16 protein-coding genes and 1 pseudogene are annotated in these 15,342 nt (G+C 67.7%); 6 read left to right on the top strand and 11 right to left on the bottom strand.

Features of this window, described 5'->3' with window-relative positions; all coding sequences use genetic code 11:
• Positions 1–138: 138 nt before the first annotated feature.
• Positions 139–603: an outer membrane lipoprotein gene (locus PotMrB4_RS07330; RefSeq protein ID WP_074969173.1), complete on the bottom strand. Its 465-nt coding sequence runs from the start codon at positions 601–603 to the stop codon at positions 139–141.
• Positions 604–760: 157 nt separating this feature from the next.
• On the opposite strand from PotMrB4_RS07330, the gene PotMrB4_RS07325 reads away from it, so the two are divergent.
• A complete protein-coding gene (locus PotMrB4_RS07325; RefSeq protein WP_044413363.1) occupies positions 761–1,009 on the top strand; it encodes a hypothetical protein in 249 nt (82 codons plus the stop codon).
• Here PotMrB4_RS07325 and pdxH read toward each other — a convergent pair.
• The 5 genes and pseudogenes from pdxH to dinG all read right to left on the bottom strand — a co-directional run bounded on the left by pdxH (position 1,006) and on the right by dinG (position 8,506).
• Positions 1,006–1,653, bottom strand: coding sequence for a pyridoxamine 5'-phosphate oxidase (gene pdxH, locus PotMrB4_RS07320; protein ID WP_044413361.1), 648 nt, complete (start codon positions 1,651–1,653; stop codon positions 1,006–1,008). The two genes, PotMrB4_RS07325 and pdxH, sit on opposite strands and share 4 nt — an antisense overlap.
• 48 nt (positions 1,654–1,701) lie before the next feature.
• Positions 1,702–2,403: pseudogene (locus PotMrB4_RS07315) on the bottom strand (OmpA family protein); the annotation flags it as partial.
• Positions 2,404–2,542: 139 nt separating this feature from the next.
• Entirely contained in the window at positions 2,543–3,688 is a 1,146-nt protein-coding gene (locus tag PotMrB4_RS07310) for a serine hydrolase domain-containing protein (protein WP_172435057.1), read from the bottom strand.
• A gap of 88 nt (positions 3,689–3,776) precedes the next feature.
• Positions 3,777–6,224 (bottom strand): beta-agarase, encoded by a 2,448-nt coding sequence (locus PotMrB4_RS07305; protein WP_394354024.1) that lies wholly within the window; start codon positions 6,222–6,224, stop codon positions 3,777–3,779.
• 137 nt (positions 6,225–6,361) lie between these two features.
• On the bottom strand, positions 6,362–8,506 hold the full coding sequence (gene dinG, locus PotMrB4_RS07300; RefSeq protein ID WP_044413355.1) for an ATP-dependent DNA helicase DinG: 2,145 nt from the start codon (positions 8,504–8,506) through the stop codon (positions 6,362–6,364).
• A gap of 94 nt (positions 8,507–8,600) precedes the next feature.
• Between dinG and PotMrB4_RS07295 the strand changes: the two genes are divergently transcribed.
• Positions 8,601–9,065, top strand: coding sequence for a CopD family protein (locus tag PotMrB4_RS07295; RefSeq protein ID WP_044413353.1), 465 nt, complete (start codon positions 8,601–8,603; stop codon positions 9,063–9,065).
• A 2-nt stretch (positions 9,066–9,067) separates the two neighbouring features.
• Here PotMrB4_RS07295 and PotMrB4_RS07290 read toward each other — a convergent pair whose 3' ends face one another.
• From PotMrB4_RS07290 to PotMrB4_RS07275, 4 genes are all read right to left on the bottom strand, one after another.
• Complete coding sequence (locus PotMrB4_RS07290) at positions 9,068–9,829, bottom strand: collagen-like protein (RefSeq protein ID WP_172432902.1); 762 nt, start codon at positions 9,827–9,829, stop codon at positions 9,068–9,070.
• A complete protein-coding gene (locus PotMrB4_RS07285; RefSeq protein ID WP_074969177.1) occupies positions 9,822–10,091 on the bottom strand; it encodes a DUF1145 domain-containing protein in 270 nt (89 codons plus the stop codon). The genes PotMrB4_RS07290 and PotMrB4_RS07285 overlap by 8 nt, the downstream gene beginning before the upstream one ends.
• Before the next feature lie 197 nt (positions 10,092–10,288).
• Positions 10,289–11,023 (bottom strand): OmpA family protein, encoded by a 735-nt coding sequence (locus PotMrB4_RS07280; RefSeq protein ID WP_172432901.1) that lies wholly within the window; start codon positions 11,021–11,023, stop codon positions 10,289–10,291.
• 97 nt (positions 11,024–11,120) lie between these two features.
• Positions 11,121–11,819, bottom strand: coding sequence for an OmpA family protein (locus PotMrB4_RS07275; RefSeq protein WP_172432900.1), 699 nt, complete (start codon positions 11,817–11,819; stop codon positions 11,121–11,123).
• A 149-nt stretch (positions 11,820–11,968) separates the two neighbouring features.
• Between PotMrB4_RS07275 and PotMrB4_RS07270 the strand changes: the two genes are divergently transcribed.
• Genes PotMrB4_RS07270 through PotMrB4_RS07260 form a run of 3 tightly spaced genes read left to right on the top strand, consistent with a single transcriptional unit; the run spans position 11,969 to position 14,092 of the window.
• Positions 11,969–12,466: a DUF6231 family protein gene (locus PotMrB4_RS07270; RefSeq protein WP_044413338.1), complete on the top strand. Its 498-nt coding sequence runs from the start codon at positions 11,969–11,971 to the stop codon at positions 12,464–12,466.
• A gap of 2 nt (positions 12,467–12,468) precedes the next feature.
• A complete protein-coding gene (locus tag PotMrB4_RS07265) occupies positions 12,469–12,939 on the top strand; it encodes a YchJ family protein (RefSeq protein WP_172432899.1) in 471 nt (156 codons plus the stop codon).
• Between the two features lie 52 nt (positions 12,940–12,991).
• The gene (locus PotMrB4_RS07260; protein WP_172432898.1) at positions 12,992–14,092 is read left to right on the top strand and encodes a hypothetical protein; all 1,101 of its coding nucleotides are present in this window, start codon (positions 12,992–12,994) and stop codon (positions 14,090–14,092) included.
• Positions 14,093–14,147: 55 nt separating this feature from the next.
• Here the strand turns inward: PotMrB4_RS07260 and PotMrB4_RS07255 are convergent, their stop codons facing one another.
• The gene (locus PotMrB4_RS07255) at positions 14,148–14,720 is read right to left on the bottom strand and encodes a hypothetical protein (protein WP_172432897.1); all 573 of its coding nucleotides are present in this window, start codon (positions 14,718–14,720) and stop codon (positions 14,148–14,150) included.
• A 113-nt stretch (positions 14,721–14,833) separates the two neighbouring features.
• Here PotMrB4_RS07255 and PotMrB4_RS07250 point away from each other — a divergent pair, with 113 nt between their 5' ends.
• Positions 14,834–15,334: an LEA type 2 family protein gene (locus PotMrB4_RS07250; protein WP_044413328.1), complete on the top strand. Its 501-nt coding sequence runs from the start codon at positions 14,834–14,836 to the stop codon at positions 15,332–15,334.
• Positions 15,335–15,342: the final 8 nt, after the last annotated feature.

Below are 15,342 nucleotides of genomic sequence, written 5' to 3'. Positions count from 1 at the left end.
TGCATGAATTATTTCAAAACCTAGCAAGCCGGAACAGGCGACCCGCTCTACAGAGCCATGAATCGCCTGCCGGTTGGCTGGTGAGATGAAGCGTAGGGGACGAACCGGCGGAAAGCCCGCCGGTTGCGGGGGGATGGATCAGTGGGTCACGCGGCTGGTGCCATTGACGGTCATGATGCGAACACGTTCGCCGACACGGAAGATCTCGTTTTCCTGCACTTCCTGCACGTAGGCGCGCATGGAACCGTCATCCTCGCGCACGGTGATCTCCACGCCCTGGGTGCGGGTCAGGCCTTCTTCGGTCGCGGCGCCCAGCAGGCCACCGGCCACGGCGCCGATCACGGCGGCCACCACACTGCCACGGCCACCGCCGATGGCGCTGCCGCCGACACCGCCCACCACCGCACCGGCACCGGCGCCGATGGGGGTCTTGGTGCCCTCGATCTTCACCGGGCGCAGCGATTCGATGGTCCCCATGCGCACGGTCTGCACCTGGCGGGCCTCGGCGCGGGAGTAGGTGTCTCCGGTCAGGCTCGATTGACAGCCGCTCAGAACCATCGCCATCGAGGCGAACGAAGCGGCCAGCAGAACGGATTTACGCATGATTTTTCCTCCAGATTGGATGCGCCTCCATTAGACTGCGCGGCACCTTCAACTGTCACTCGACGCTCGGCCAAAGTGCAGACTCGTTCAGTTTCCGTACAGCCACGGCTATCGGACAACGAAACGACGCCAGGGTGCCGAGCAGCAAGGTTAGTCCATGGATTACTTCATCATCGTCGTCACCACCGTCGCGGGCCTGTACTTCCACTGGTGGATCTACGTGCGCATCAAGCGCTGGGTGGACCGCGACCTGGCCCTGTCGATGGCGGGGGATGACCCGCAGCGCCGCGCCTACATGCTGGAGCAACTGGAGGCGGCGAAGGCTGCGGGGATCAAGCGCAAGGCGCTGCAGGCCTGGCTGGAGCAGGCGGCCAGCCGTTACCCGCAGCCGCCCCAGGCGTCCTAGGGTGCGAGGCGCTCGCGCTGCCAGCGCCCATCTACCAGGCGGTAGTTGAGGCGGTCGTGCAGCCGGCTTGGGCGCCCCTGCCAGAACTCGACGCGCTCCGGCAGCAGCCGGTAGCCGCCCCAGTGCGGCGGGCAGGTGGGGGACTGGTTGAGGAAACGCCGCTCGGTGTCGGCCAGCAAGGCCTCCAGTTCGGCGCGATCGGCGATCACCCGGCTCTGCGGTGAGGCCCAGGCGCCGATGCGGCTGCCCAGCGGGCGGACCTGGAAGTAGGCGTCAGACTCCGCCGGAGTCACCCGCTCCACGCGCCCCTCGATGCGCACCTGGCGCTCCAGGCTGGGCCAGAAGAAGGTCATGGCCGCGAACGGCCGCGCCGCCAGTTGCTCGCCCTTGGCACTGTCGTAGTTGCTGAAGAAGGTGAAGCCACGCTCATCCAGCCCCTTGAGCAGCAGCACCCGGCAATGGGGGCGCCCATCGGCGTCCACCGTAGCCAGGGTCATGGCGTTGGGTTCGACGGGCAATTGCTCGGTCTTTACCGCCTCGTCGAACCAGCGGTGGAACAGCGCGAGCGGCTCCTGGGGGGCCTGCTCCTCGCTGAGTCCGTCGCGGGTGTAGTCGCGGCGCATATCGGCCAGGGTCTGGGTCATGGGGGCTCTCCGGAAAGGGAAAACGCTAGCCTATCCGAGGATTGCTCACTTGCCTTGATCTGCCGCAACCGCCTGCTGGGCGACCTTGGGCGGCTGGTTGTAACGCGCCAGCAGGGCCACCAGGGTGTCCTGCGGGGTGAGGACGATTTCCACACGGCGGTTCAGGGCACGGCCGTCCTTGCTGTCGTTGGCGGCGCGCGGCATGTCGGAGCCCACACCCTTCAGCGACAGGCGGTCACGCTGCAGCCCGCTGAGGCGGAAGATGGCAGCCACGGCCTGGGCCCGTTCCTGGCTGAGCTGGCGGTTCTTGGCGTCGTCGCCGGACGGATCGGCATGGCCGAGCACCAGCACGCCGGTCTTGGCATCGCCCTCCACCAGCTTGGCAACGCGGGACACCGGCCCGAGGGAGATCGGCAGCAGCATGCTCGGGCGGTCCGGGTTGAAGGAACCGTCCACCGGCGCGGTGACTACCAGCACGTTGTCGCGGCGCTCCACTTCCATGCGCGAGCCCTTCACCGCTTCACGCAGGCGCGGCTCGTACTGGTCCAGCCAGGCCTGGGTGGCCTGGGTGTCGATCTTGGCGACCTTGGCCGGCTCGGCCTTCTGTTCGCCCCCACCGAACGGCCACCACCAGTGGTGGGTACCGCTGTTCTGCGCCTGGGCCTCCGCCGGCTGCTTGTCATGGCTGAAGGTGCTGCAACCAGCAACGGTCATGCAGAGGATCAAGGTGGAGTACTTGAACAGCTTCATGGAAAGGACCCGTGACAGGAGGGGTGAAGAAAGCCGATGCGCCATCGCGTGATGGCGCATCAATCTCAGATTCAGGCTGAAATTCTGGACGCAACCCATTAATCCGAAAAGGGATATTCGTTCCAGCTGACGAGTGGCGCTACAGGCAGCTGACCAGGGTGCGTGCCAGGTGCTGGGCGCGGGGGTCCATCAGCACATAGGGACCGAGGGTGTTGGTGACGAAGCCGAAGGCCACGTCGCGCTCCGGATCGGCGAAACCGATGGAACCGCCCGCACCCGGATGGCCGAACGCCAGGCGCCCCATGCCGTAGGTGGCATTGGGCACATCGGGCTGCTCCAGCATGCAGCCCAGGCCGAAACGGGTCTGGGTCAGCAGGGTGCGGTCGTCACCCAGGCTGTGTTCGCGGGTCAGCTCGGCCAGCAGTGCCGAGTCCAGCAGGCTGCCATCCAGCAGGCCGGCATAGAAGCCGGCCAGGCTGCGGGCATTGCCGTGGCCGTTGGCCGCCGGCTGTTGCATGCGCCGCCATTCGGGCTTGTTGGTGCTGGTCATGATCGACGGCGGGTTGGTGAAGGCGCGGGTGCTGAGGGCGGTGGGCTCGCTCATCATGCACTTGAGCAGCCGCTGGGCCGCTGCATCCCCCAGGTTGCCCTTGCCCCGGGCGATGTGGGCGACACGATGGAATTCGGCATCGTCCAGGCCGACGTGGAAGTCCAGCCCCAGGGGCCGGGCCACGCGGGCCACGATGGATTCACCGGGGCCACGGCCATCGGCACGGCGGATCAGTTCGCCCACCAGCCAGCCGTAGGTGATGGGCGCGTAGCCATGGCCCTCGCCCGGCGTCCACCAGGGCTGCTCGGCGGCCAGGGCGGTCGTCATGGCGTCCCAGTCATAGAGCGCCTCGGCCGGCAACGGCTCGCGGATCGCCGGCAAGCCGGCGCGATGGCTGAGCAGGTGGCGCAGGGTGATGCGCTCCTTGCCGGCGGCAGCGAACTCCGGCCACAGACGGGCGACCGGTGCATCGAGGTCGAGCTTGCCCTCCCCCACCAGCTGCAGGGCGGTGACGGCGGCATAGGTCTTGGTGCAGGAGAAGAGGTTCAGCAGGGTGTCGCTGTGCCAGGCCTGCTGGCCGTCCTTGTCGGCGGTGCCGGCCCACAGGTCGAGTACGGTCTCCCCGCCCACCTGCACGCACAGCGCGGCCCCGCGCTCCTGGGAGCCCTCGAACAGGGCGGCGAACTGGTCGCGCACCGCTTCGAAACGCAAGTCGAAGTAACCCTGGATCTGCACCATCACTCTCCTTCAAAAAAGACGACGGCGGCATTGTTGCGATGCCGCCGTCTGCTGTGAACCCCGCTGAAGTTCGGCGCGGGTGGCCTCAGTTCGCGGCGGGTTGTGCCGGCGCTGCATCCTTGGCCTCGGGTGCAGGCTGGGCCGGCACGGGGCTGGACGCCTCAGGCTTCGGCGCTTCGCTGGCCTCAGGCTCGGCCTTGGGTGCCTCAGCTTTCGGCGCCTCGGGCTTCGCCGGCTCGGTCTTCGGGGCTTCCGGCTTGGCGGCTTCAGGCTTGGGTGCCTGGGCCTTCGGCGTCTCGGGCTTGGCGGGCGCTGCCTTCGGTGCGCTGGCCGGCTGCTTGGCCGACTCGTTCGCTGCCGGAGCGGGAGCGGCCAGTTGCGCGGCGATGTCGAGGTTGGTCTTGCGCACCGACTTGACGAAGCCCTCGTAGGGGCGGTCAGTGATGGCCACCAGGCCGAGGTGGCCGTTCTCGCCATCCAGCAGGCGACCGCTGGCGGGCTGGTCAAGGTACTGGAACCAGTGGGCACCGACGATCAGCGGTTCCTCCAGGGCCTTCTTGAGGAAGTTGGCGTAGGCCGGGCCACGCTCCTCTTCCTTGTAGACCTCGGAGACACCGCCCCAGAACGGGCCCCGGTCGCGGGAACCGAAGTGGAACTCGGTGACCAGCAGCGGCTTGTCCAGCTTGCGCAGGAACTCGAAGTCATGCCCCTGCTGCGGCTCGCGGGTGTAGAAGTTGAAGCTGAGCACGTCGCAATACTGGGCGCATGACTCCACGGCCTCCGGCACGGTGGCGGCGAAGCGTCCGCCCAGCAGCAGGTGGTTCGGTGCGTGCCACTTCATCGACTCGGCGATGGTCTTGAAGTAGGTGTCGGCGAAGAAGCGCTGGAAGCGCTTGAGGTCTTCCTCGATGGCCGGGTGCTCGGGATTGGGCAGCGGTGCCTCGAAGCCCGGGTCCTCCATCAGCTCCCAGGCCGGCAGCTCGATGCCCCAGGCCTGGGACAGGCCCTGCTGGTTGCGGTACTTGTCGCGCAGCTGCTTGAGGAAGGCACGCTTGGCCGGCACGTCGGTGGTCAGGCGCAGGGTGCCGTAGGCCAGGGCGTAGCGGGACTTGGGATCGCTGCCGGGGCCGGCCCAGGCCAGCTCGTTGTCGGCGAAGTAGCCGATCAGCCAGGGGTCGTCGCGGTGGTCACGGGCGGCAATGGCAATCGCCCGCTCGGCCGCCATGGCGAAGCGCGGGTCGAACGGGTCGGGCATGCCGCCCCACCAGTCGAGGCCGGTGCTGATGGTGGCGAAATCGCCATGGATCGACAGCGGCAGGGTGTAGGGCATGCGTTGGGCGGTGCCGAATTCGCCGGCGCTCCAGTTGCCCACGGTGTTGAAGCCCCAGGCTTTCAGGCGATCCAGGCTGTGTTCGACCCAGCGTGCGGGCTCCTGCGGACCGTAGGTGCGCTCCAGGTTGGCACGGTAGAAGTCGTACCAGCGACCATGGTCGAAGGCCCGCCCCTTGTTGGAGCCGGTCTCGCGGCGGCTGTCGCCGTTGCCGTACCAGTTGGCGAGGGGTTCGCCGTCCTTGGGCAGCGCGGTGAACATGCCCTCGCGGCCTTCGACGTAGGTCTGGCTGTTGTCCGGGGTGACGGTGTTGACGCCCAGGGAGAAGAACGGGTGGCCTTCGGGAGAGACCAGGTACCAGCGCCCGTCACGCTTCTCGGTGCGGAAGAACCCGCTGGCCTCGAAGCTCGGGCCACCGAGCCAACCACCATAGGCGTCCTGCTCGGGCAGCTTGGCCTTCCATTCCTCCAGTTGCTTGCGCTCCTTCTCGGCGGCCGCCTTGAGCTGCTCGTCGCTCTTGACCTTCTCCGGCCAGTCGGCGCGGGTGTACTGGCCGTAGGCATCGATCAGGCCGGCGTAGAAATCAGCCTGGGGGTTCTTGTCCTCGGTGCCGAAGCGGCCCAGCAGGATGTTCTGCGCCGCGTCCGGGTGCTCCAGGGAAAGGGTCACGGCGGTGACCTTGGACAGGTCCAGCTCGCCTTCCACCTCGGTGGCCAGCAGGTAGCGCTTGCCGTCCTTCACCCAGGGCTGGGGCGGCGCGGCGCGCATGCCCTGGGCACGGGGCGATGTGGCGGCCAGGGGCAGCAGCAGGGTCTGGGCAGGGCCGGCCGGCAGGGCGATGCGGCTGCGCAAGGTCTTGCCGTCGGCGCTTTCGACGGTGACGTCGAGGGTGATGGCCCAGTCCTGGGCGCTTTGCAGGCGCAGGCTCATGACACCGGCCTGGCTCCAGTCCCAGGTGCCGTTCTGCGGCGCCAGGCGCAGGCTGGGCTTCTCGGCCGGGTTGAAGGTCAGGCGACGCAGCACCTCCCCCTCGGGCGTGGTTTCCGCGGTGACGCTGGGCAGGGCAGCGTCCTGGGTGGTGACGGTGACGGCGTCCAGCGGACGCACGAAATTGAACAGCGTGTCGGCCTGGACGGAGGCGCTCATGCCGGCCAGGGCCAGCACGATGGGCAGCAGGCGTGCCGATTTAGGTGTCGAGAACATCAAGCCGATCCCCAAGAAAAGTCAGTGCATAGACAACGGATCCGGCGAATGTTGCCGCTGATCGAGCGATCCGTGTCCGCGCGAGCGGGCAATGATCGCAGAGGCAAGCCCGGCGTCAAGCGCCGGGGACCGTCCGGTCATTCGATCTCGCGTCGGAAGGGGGGCAGCGCGTTGAGGATGGCCTTGCCATAGCGCTGGGTGACCACCCGGCGATCCAGCAGGGTGATGGTGCCGCGGTCGCTTTCGGTACGCAGCAGGCGACCACAGGCCTGCACCAGGCGCAGGGAGGCATCGGGCACGGCGATCTCCATGAAGGGGTTGCCGCCACGGGCCTCGATCCACTCGGCCAGGGCCGCTTCCACCGGGTCATCCGGCACCGCGAAGGGGATCTTGGCGATCACCACGTGTTCGCAGTAGGCACCCGGCAGGTCCACACCCTCGGCGAAGGACGCCAGGCCGAACAGCACGCTGGGCTCGCCGTCGTCCACCCGGGCCTTGTGCTTGTTGAGGGTCTCCTGCTTGGACAGGTTGCCCTGGATCAGCACCCGCTTGCGCCAGTCGCGCTCCAGCCCGTCGAACACGTCCTGCATCTGCCGGCGCGAGGCGAACAGCACCAGGGTGCCCCGGGCGCCTTCCACCAGGCGCGGCAGCTCGCGGGTGATGGCGGCGGTGTGGGCGGCGGCGTCACGGGGGTCGGCCTTGAGGTCCGGCACCCGCAGCAGGCCCGCGTCGGCATGGTGGAAGGGGCTGGGCACCACGGCCGTGACCGACTGCCGCGGCAGGCCGGCGCGCATGCGGTAACGGTCGAAGGTGCCGAGCGCGGTGAGGGTCGCCGAGGTCACCAGGGCGCCGTGGGCGACGTTCCACAGGTTCCGCCGCAGGGTCTCGGCGGCGAGGATCGGGCTGGCGTTGACCTCGATGTCGTAGGCCGCGCCGAACTCGGCGAGGGTCAGCCAACGCGCCATGGGCGGGCTCTCCTCCGGGTCCTCGGTGGTGAAGGCGGTCCACAGCTCCCAGTTGTTCTGGGCGCGGGTCTGCAGGCTGCCGAACAGCGGGTACCACTCCTCGGCCTGCTGGCTGGAGAGGCCGTTGGCGCCCTCCCCGTCCATGGCTTCCTTGAGCAGTTCGGCCAGGCGGGTGAACAGGTCGTTGAGCTTGGCGAAGCCTTTCTTCAGCTCGATGCCCATCTCCACCAGGTGCTCCGGCACCACGCCGCCCTCGAAGCGGTGGCGCGGGCGCTCGCGGCCTTCCATGTCTTCGCCGGCCCGGAAGTCGGCCAGCTCTTCGCAGGCGGTGAACATGAATTGCTGCTGGGCCCGGATCTCCCGCGCCAGCTCGGGCACGTTCTCGATCAGGCGGCCCATGTCCCCCGGCAGCGGGTGCTGGGCCAGCAGCTTGGTGAGGTTCTTGGCCACCGTCTCCAGCCAGTCGGCGGTGGAGCGCAGGCGGGTGTAGTGGGCGAAGTGGCCGATGGCCTTGTCCGGCAGGTGGTGGCCCTCGTCGAACACGTAGAGGGTTTCGCGCGGGTCGGGCAGCACGGCACCACCGCCCAGGGCAAGGTCTGCCAGGACCATGTCGTGGTTGGTGACGATCACGTCCACCTTGGTCATGCCCTCGCGCGCCTTGTAGAAGGCACATTGCTGGAAGTTGGGGCAATGGCGCTTGGTGCACTGGCTGTGGTCGGTGGTGACGCGGGCCCAGTCCTGGTCCTCGATGGCCTCGGGCCAGGAGTCACGGTCGCCGTCCCAGCGGTTGCCGGCCAGGCGCTCGATCATCTGGTTGAGCAGCTTCTGGCTGCTCTCGTCGACGTCGATGCGGAAGCCTTCTTCGGCGAACAGCTGCGCGGTGGCGCTCTGCGCCTGGCCGTCCTGCAGCAGCATGTCGAGCTTGGACAGGCACAGGTAGCGACCGCGCCCCTTGGCCAGGGCGAAGCTGAAATTCAGCCCGCTGTTGCGGATCAGGTCGGGCAGGTCCTTGTGGACGATCTGCTCCTGCAGGGCCACGGTGGCCGTGGCGATCACCAGCCGCTTGCCCGCCGCCTTGGCCGAAGGAATCGCCGCCAGGCTGTAGGCCACGGTCTTGCCGGTACCGGTGCCGGCCTCCACCGCCACCACCGCCGGCTCGCCCTGGCGGTGCCCTTCGTCATCCTGGGGAATGGCGCCAAGCACCTTGGCCACCTCGGCGATCATCAGGCGCTGCCCATAGCGGGCCTTGAGCCCCTTGGCTTCGAGGAAACGGGAGTAGGCCCCCTGGATCTGGGACTTGAGTTCGGTGCTGAGCATGGGGAGGTTGCGGACGCCGGAGAGCTGGATAAATTTTCAGTACTTTAACAGGGCGGCTATCATACCGCGCCCTGTTTCCGACTGGAGAAACCCGATGACGCCCTTCGCCGCGCTCTACGCTGCCCACGTCCTCGCCGCCCTGGTGTGGGTCGGCGGCATGTTCTTCGCCTGGATGGTGCTGCGCCCGGCGGCCGTGACCACGCTGCAACCGCCAGAGCGCCTGAAGCTGTGGATCGAGGTGTTTCGCCGGTTCTTCGTCTGGGTCTGGGTCGCCGTGCTGGCGCTGCCGCTGAGCGGCGTGGGGATGATGCACCTGCGCTTCGCCGGCTTCGACGGCTCGCCGCGCTACGTGCACATCATGGTGGGCCTGTACCTGGCCATGCTGGCGCTGTTCCTGCGGGTCAGCCTGCTGCAGCTACCGGAACTGAAGCGCGCCGTGGCGGCGGAAGACTGGCCAGCCGGCGGCGCGGCCCTGGGGCGCATCCGTCGGCTGGTGGGGATCAACCTGCTGCTGGGGCTGCTGCTGGTGGCCATCGCCGCCGCCCGCCCCAGCTTCTGAGGTCAGTAGCGCACCACGTCCATGCGACCGTTCGTGCCGGCCGGGCCTGCCTGCCCCGGCTGGCCGGCCCGGCCTTTCTGGCCACGGTCGGTGCTGTAGACCAGGCAGCCCTTGGCGGCACCACCCGCGCCGGGGGCACCGGCCTCGCCGGCCGGCCCGCCGGCACCGCCCTCGACCCGGGCCCGTACCTGCTCCAGCGGGAAGTCCTGGGCCACTTCCAGGCGAATGTGCCCGCCCTTGCCCCCTTCCCCGCCGTTGCCGCCGTTCTGGCCATCGTGGCCCCGGCTGGCCTGGCCCCAGAGGCAGCCACCGGGCTTGCCATCGGCACCGGCCAGGCCGCTGTAGCCCGGTGCACCGATGCCACCGCGTACATCCACGGTGAGTTCGTCGACGGCGACGGTGCCGAGGCGCAGGGTCAGGTCGCGGCCGTCGCTGGCCGGTTTCTTCATGCTGCCGGCTGCGCCGGAGGCGGTGATGTGGCCGCCGGTGGCGATCTCACCCTGGGTGACTTCCAGGCGGAAGGGCTGATCAGCCGAGGCAATGCCGATGCGCGCATCACGCCCCATGCGCAACTCGCCCACCTTGAGTTCGGTGATGCTGGCAGGCACCACGAGGGTGCCGTGGTCGGCAATCACCACGCGATCGAGGCTGAGGGTGCCGGTCAGTGCCGGCAGCTTGATGAAGCTGTTGGTGGCGACGGTCACGCTGGTTTCAGCGAGGGCCAGCGGGCTGACCAGCAGGGCGAGGAGGCAGAGTCTACGCATGGCTGGCCTCCTGCTTCGGCAGTCCGGCCAGGTGGAACACGCCGAAGAGCATCAGTTGCAGGCGGTCCCGCCAGGGGTGCGGCCGCGCCCGGAGCTGGGCGTTGTAGAGCAGCGCTTCCAGCACGTGCAGCCCGAGCACCAGCAGGGCGAGGCCATTGAGCAGTGTGGAGAAGGGTCGAGCGAAGGGTTCGAACAGATTGGCCAGCACCGCCAGCCAGAACAGCAGGGCAACGGACTTGCCCACCCCCAGGAATAATTTCATGTCACCCCCTTTGTTTTTCTAGTGGGGCGACCTTACCCCTAACGTCGCCGCAGCCAAATACCCCCGCCGAAATAAAGTTGCAGCGACGGACCTCCTGTCCTGGCGACCTTTGCGCCTCCCTTCATAAGCCAGATACCGGCGGTTGATAACAGGCAAAAAGAAGGGGCCTGCCGGCCCCTTCGATGGTCTGACATGTTTCAACGGTCGACGTGGATCTCCACCCGCCGGTTCTGCGCACGGCCTGCGTCGGTGCCGTTGTCCGCCACCGGCTGGCTTTCGCCGAACCCTTCGGTGGTGACCTTGCCCGAGGGCACGCCCTGGCTGATCAGGTAGTCCGCCGCGCTGCGGGCCCGGCGCTCGGAAAGCCGCTGGTTGTAGCCATCGGCCCCCACGCTGTCGGTATGCCCGACCACCTTCACCGACACCATCGAGGCGCCGTTCAGGCGGGTCGCGATGGTGGCCAGCTCCTGCTTGGCGGCCGCCGTGAGCTCGGCCGAGTCGAAGGCGAACAGCACCTTGCCCTGGTCGCTCAGCACGATGACTTCGTCCTCGGCGGGCGGCGGGGGTGGTGGCGGCTCGTTGCGCACCGTGTCGGGGTAGCTCGGCTGCGGGCAACCGTTGTGGTTGACCTTCATGCCGGCCGGGGTGTTGGGGCAGGTATCGCGGCGGTCGAAGACACCGTCACCGTCCGCGTCACCGTCCTGGGCATAGCAGATGAGGCCGCCGACCACCGCACCCGCGACGGCCCCGCCCCCAGCCCAGGCTGAACTCTCGATCGCCCCCAGCCCACCGCCGGCCAGGGCACCGATCGCACTGCAGATTGGCCAGTTCCCCTGGTTGAGCGGCGCGTCGCCCTTACTGGACGTCGAGGCGCAACCGGAAAGAACACTGCCGACCAGAAGAAAGAGAGCCACCCGTGGAAAGGTACTCATGATGAAGTTCTCCTGTGTCACCGACCGAATGCCGGCAACACAGGAGTAAAGACCCCGGCGCTGCGCTTGCCAAGCCGCAGGCCACGCGGGCCGTGGCCTAGCGGTGGATGACGATCTCCACGCGGCGGTTCAGCGCGCGGCCTTCAGCGGTCTTGTTGTCCGCCACCGGCTCGCTCTCGCCCGCCCCGCCGACCGACTGCACGCTGTCCGCCGGAATCCCCGAGGCCACCAGGTAGTCCGCCACCGACTTGGCGCGCTTCTCCGACAGCTTGAGGTTGTACGCATCGCTGCCGACGCTGTCGGTGTGCCCGGTCACGCTCAGGCGAGCGCTGGGGGCCTCGTTGCGCAGCCGCGCGACGATGGTGTCCAGCTTGATCTTGTCGGCCGGATCGAGCTTGGCCGAATCGAAGGCGAACAGCAGGTCACGGACCACGATGGTTTCTTCCTTGACCACCACCACCTCTTCCACCTGCTCCACCACCGGGGCCGCCGGCGGGCAGCCGTTGGCGTCCACCACGGTACCGCGCGGCGTGCCGGGGCACTTGTCGCGGCTGTCCGGTACGCCGTCGCCATCCTCGTCGCCGTCGCCGTGCGACCAGCAGTAGCCGGCCGCCAGGCCGCCACCGAGCAACGCCCCCCAACCCGCCCAGGAACTGCTCTCGATCGCACCCAACGCCGCACCGCCTACACCGCCTACTGCTGCGCACTTGGGCCAGTCGGTCTTCTGCAGGCCGGCGCAGCCGGTCAGCAGAGTCGACACAAGTAGCAAGGGTATTGCTGTCCTTGTGATGCTCATATGCCTGTCTCCTCGTGGTTGTCGGCCCGGAAAGCCGATCCCTGGGGAGTAAAGACGCGGCCCCTGCAAACTGCCAGCCAGGCACCCGGCAGAACTAGGCCTGGCCCCACGGGCAAGCTAGTCTTCGCAAACCTGTCCGAGGAACCACGATGACCCAGAGCTTTTCCACCCGCACTCCGCAGCAGGCCGTTGCCGCCCTGCTCGACCGCTATGCCCCGGCCCGCCTGCTGCTGGTGGGCAATACCCCGCTGCCGGCGGCCGAAGCCTTTGCCGCCGCCCATCCCGACAGCCAGGTGGAACACGCCCCCGCCGCCCCGCTGCCCAGCGCCCAGGCGGCCCAGCGCTATGACCTGGCCCTGCTGGCCGACTGCCTGGAACACCTGCCCAAGCGCACCGGCCTGGAACTGCTGGGCGGCATCCGCAACCTGAACGCCAGCCGCATCGCCGTGCTGGTGGACCTCGCAGCCTGCGGCTGGCAGGACACCGACTTCTTCGCCCTGGCCCTCCAGGCCACCGAAACCTTCCAGCGCGAAGGCCAGGTGCTGCACCTGTTCACCTACGACCTGCACGAATACAAGCAGGTGCCCGACTGGCTGAACGCGAAGTTCTGGGCCAACCCGGAAAACTTCGGCAAGTACTGGTGGTGACCATGAGCGCAACCCCTTGTGCCTGCGGCAGCGGCAACCTGCTCGACCAATGCTGCGGCCGCTACCACGCCGGCCAGCCGGCCCCCAGCGCCGAGGCGCTGATGCGCTCGCGCTACTGCGCCTACGTACTGGGCCGGGTGGACTACCTGCTCGCCACCACCCTGCCGAGCCAGCAGGCGGGCCTGGACCAGGAGTCGATCAAGGCCTGGAGCCTGGGCAGTACCTGGCTGGGCCTGGAGGTGGAGGCCAGCGAAGTCCTCGGCGGCGCCCCCGAACACGCCCGCGTCACCTTCACCGCCCGCTGGCACGACAGCCAGGGCGAGCACGCCCATCGCGAGCGCTCGTCCTTCGTCCAACGTGACGGGCGCTGGTACTTCATCGACCCCACCGTGCCGGTGAAGGCGGGCCGCAACGACCCCTGCATCTGTGGCAGCGGGCAGAAATTCAAGAAATGCTGCGCGGGGTATCTCTAGACACGGCTGCGCAGCGAAAGGAATCCACGCCAACCCCAAGAAGGAGACACCCATGGCCAAGCGCCATTTGCTCATCCCCCTGCTCGCCGCCATGGCCTGCGCCAGCCAGGCCGCCGAAGTCCACCTCGGACTCGGCAGCGCCGAGCGGGTCACCCGCCTGTTCGCCTACCCCAACAACTGCAACGTCATCTGCTACCGCGACTGGAGCCTGGAGCAGACGGTCGAGCACTACCTCAAGCAGAGCCTGGCCCGCGACGGCCTGGCCAAGGCCTCGGTGAAGGTCCACCGCGACAAGGACGGCGTCTACGCCAACTTCTCCGGCGTGCCGGCCGACTACGGCAAGCCGCTGATGAAGCTGCTGGATGCCGGTGACAGCGCCTACGAAGGCGCCAAGCGCCTGAACCATGACAAGCAGTGGCAGTACAACTGGTACTTCTTCCTGCCGCTGGGCATGGCCCTGGAAAACCGCCGCAGCGTCGAGCTGCTGCACTTCCCGCCGGACTACTCCCTGACCAAGGCGCAGGACTACCTCGAGTCGTCCACCACCAACCGCTGGGCCAGCCTGCTGGTGGTCAACGGCGTGGCCGCCGACGCGACCCCGGGCTACCAGACCATCATCGACATCGCCCCCATCGCCGCCCCGGCCGACGCGGGCAGCACCCTGGAAACCGTCTACGACTACTTCACCCCCTACCAGACGCGGATGGTCCAGGAGCTCACCGCCGGCAAGCCGGCGCTGCCCATGGTGGCGTTCGGCAAGCCGGTCCGGGACTGGGTGAAGAAGCAGTACAACGTCAGCATCGGCGTGCTCGGCCTCGGGCAGATCGATCTCGGCAAGGACCAGAAGGTCCCGGTGCTGGGCAGCAACCACCCGAGCTACATCTGGTACGCCGCCAACCCGGACAACTACGACGGCGACGAAGCCAAGGCGAACGCCGCCGGCCTCAAGGTGATGGGCCAGGATCTCAGCGCTGCCTGCTGGCAGGCCAAGCTGGGCAGCAACCCAAGTGCCGATCCGTCCACCACCCTTTCCAGCTGCAAGCAGACCTGGCAGGTGACCAACAAGGTGCAGACCTGCGAGCTGTTCTACACCTCCATCCGCAAGTACGACGCCGACAAGGCCAAGCAGACCTGCACCGCCCCGCAAGGCTGAGGCAGGGCGCAACGGCCGGAACGAAAGAGCCCGCCAGATCGGCGGGCTCTTTCGTTCATTCCTGCAGCTTCAGGTGCGAGATGTCCGGCGGCGGGCCAGCCGGCACGGCCTTGGCCTGGCCCATGTCACTGCCCACCGGCGCCAGGCTGAACTGGCTGAGGTCCACCTTCGGCGCCACCGGCTCGGCCTTGGCGTCCTGCAGGTCCGCCCCCACCGGCGCGATGCCGAAGTTCGGCGCGTCGACGTCCATGAAGGCCGCCATGTACTCGTCCCGCGGGGCCACCTTGAGGCGTCCGGCCGGTGCGGCTGCGGGAGCCGCAGCAGCGGGCACCGGTGCCACGGCAGGCGCTGCCGGCTCGGCGGGTGGCGGGGGCGCCAGCTCCACCTCCTCGATCTCCACGTCCATGTCGCGCACATCCACCCGCGCCCCGGCCCGCTCCAGCGTCACCCGGTATTTTTCCGCCCCGGCCGCATCAAGATTGTTCTTGATCACGATGCGCCGGCCGGAAAACAGCAAGGCTATGCGCTGTGCGTCGGCCTGGAACAGCTTGGCGAGGTTGGCCTTCACCTGGTCGGCATCCGCACCGGGAACCAGTTGGCCGGAGAAGGCGATCTCGTAGCGGCTCATCGGTCACACTCCTGTCCAAAACAGCCCGCAGTATGGCGCAGGTTTTTTTCTGCCAACAACAAGTTGCAGCCGAGCAGTTGCTTGTTACACTTGAGCGTCTTCGGAGTATCGCGATGTTTTATCAGGCGCAAACGATAAGAATTCTCAGCCTACTGGTTTTGCTGACCCTCTCTGCCTCGGGCCTTTCCGGTTGTTCCACCTGGCTGACCGGGGGCTTTCGCGATCCCGACGTGCAACTGGTCAAGGTCGACGTGATCAAGGCCCGTCTCCTCGAACAACAGTTCCTGCTGCGCTTTCGCGTAGACAACCCCAACGACGTCAGCCTGCCCATCCGTGGCCTGGCCTACACCGTCTACCTCAACGACGTGAAGCTCGCCACCGGCGAGTCCGACACCTGGTTCACCGTCCCCGCCCTGGGCCGCGAGACCTTCGAAGTGCCGGTGCGCACCAACCTGTGGCGCCACATGAAGTACATCGTCAAGCTGCTGGAGAAGCCCAACGAGGTCATCCGCTACCGCCTCGAAGGCGAAGTGAAGACCGGCCTCATGTTCGGCAAGAGCGTGCACCTCGCCCGCAATGGCGAGATAATCCCGGGCAACTACATCCCGGAGTGATCCACCCC

Source organism: Metapseudomonas otitidis (assembly GCF_011397855.1).
GTDB lineage: Bacteria > Pseudomonadota > Gammaproteobacteria > Pseudomonadales > Pseudomonadaceae > Metapseudomonas > Metapseudomonas otitidis.
This window is presented reverse-complemented; position numbering and strand designations above follow the sequence as displayed.

Bases quoted from the DNA above. Each gene is read 5' to 3' on its own strand.
- PotMrB4_RS07330 (WP_074969173.1), bottom strand. From the start codon at position 603: ATGCGTAAATCCGTTCTGCTGGCCGCTTCGTTCGCCTCGATGGCGATG.
- PotMrB4_RS07325 (WP_044413363.1), top strand. From the start codon at position 761: ATGGATTACTTCATCATCGTCGTCACCACCGTCGCGGGCCTGTACTTC.
- pdxH (WP_044413361.1), bottom strand. From the start codon at position 1,653: ATGACCCAGACCCTGGCCGATATGCGCCGCGACTACACCCGCGACGGA.
- PotMrB4_RS07305 (WP_394354024.1), bottom strand. From the start codon at position 6,224: ATGTTCTCGACACCTAAATCGGCACGCCTGCTGCCCATCGTGCTGGCC.
- dinG (WP_044413355.1), bottom strand. From the start codon at position 8,506: ATGCTCAGCACCGAACTCAAGTCCCAGATCCAGGGGGCCTACTCCCGT.
- PotMrB4_RS07295 (WP_044413353.1), top strand. From the start codon at position 8,601: ATGACGCCCTTCGCCGCGCTCTACGCTGCCCACGTCCTCGCCGCCCTG.
- PotMrB4_RS07290 (WP_172432902.1), bottom strand. From the start codon at position 9,829: ATGCGTAGACTCTGCCTCCTCGCCCTGCTGGTCAGCCCGCTGGCCCTC.
- PotMrB4_RS07285 (WP_074969177.1), bottom strand. From the start codon at position 10,091: ATGAAATTATTCCTGGGGGTGGGCAAGTCCGTTGCCCTGCTGTTCTGG.
- PotMrB4_RS07280 (WP_172432901.1), bottom strand. From the start codon at position 11,023: ATGAGTACCTTTCCACGGGTGGCTCTCTTTCTTCTGGTCGGCAGTGTT.
- PotMrB4_RS07275 (WP_172432900.1), bottom strand. From the start codon at position 11,819: ATGAGCATCACAAGGACAGCAATACCCTTGCTACTTGTGTCGACTCTG.
- PotMrB4_RS07270 (WP_044413338.1), top strand. From the start codon at position 11,969: ATGACCCAGAGCTTTTCCACCCGCACTCCGCAGCAGGCCGTTGCCGCC.
- PotMrB4_RS07265 (WP_172432899.1), top strand. From the start codon at position 12,469: ATGAGCGCAACCCCTTGTGCCTGCGGCAGCGGCAACCTGCTCGACCAA.
- PotMrB4_RS07260 (WP_172432898.1), top strand. From the start codon at position 12,992: ATGGCCAAGCGCCATTTGCTCATCCCCCTGCTCGCCGCCATGGCCTGC.
- PotMrB4_RS07255 (WP_172432897.1), bottom strand. From the start codon at position 14,720: ATGAGCCGCTACGAGATCGCCTTCTCCGGCCAACTGGTTCCCGGTGCG.
- PotMrB4_RS07250 (WP_044413328.1), top strand. From the start codon at position 14,834: ATGTTTTATCAGGCGCAAACGATAAGAATTCTCAGCCTACTGGTTTTG.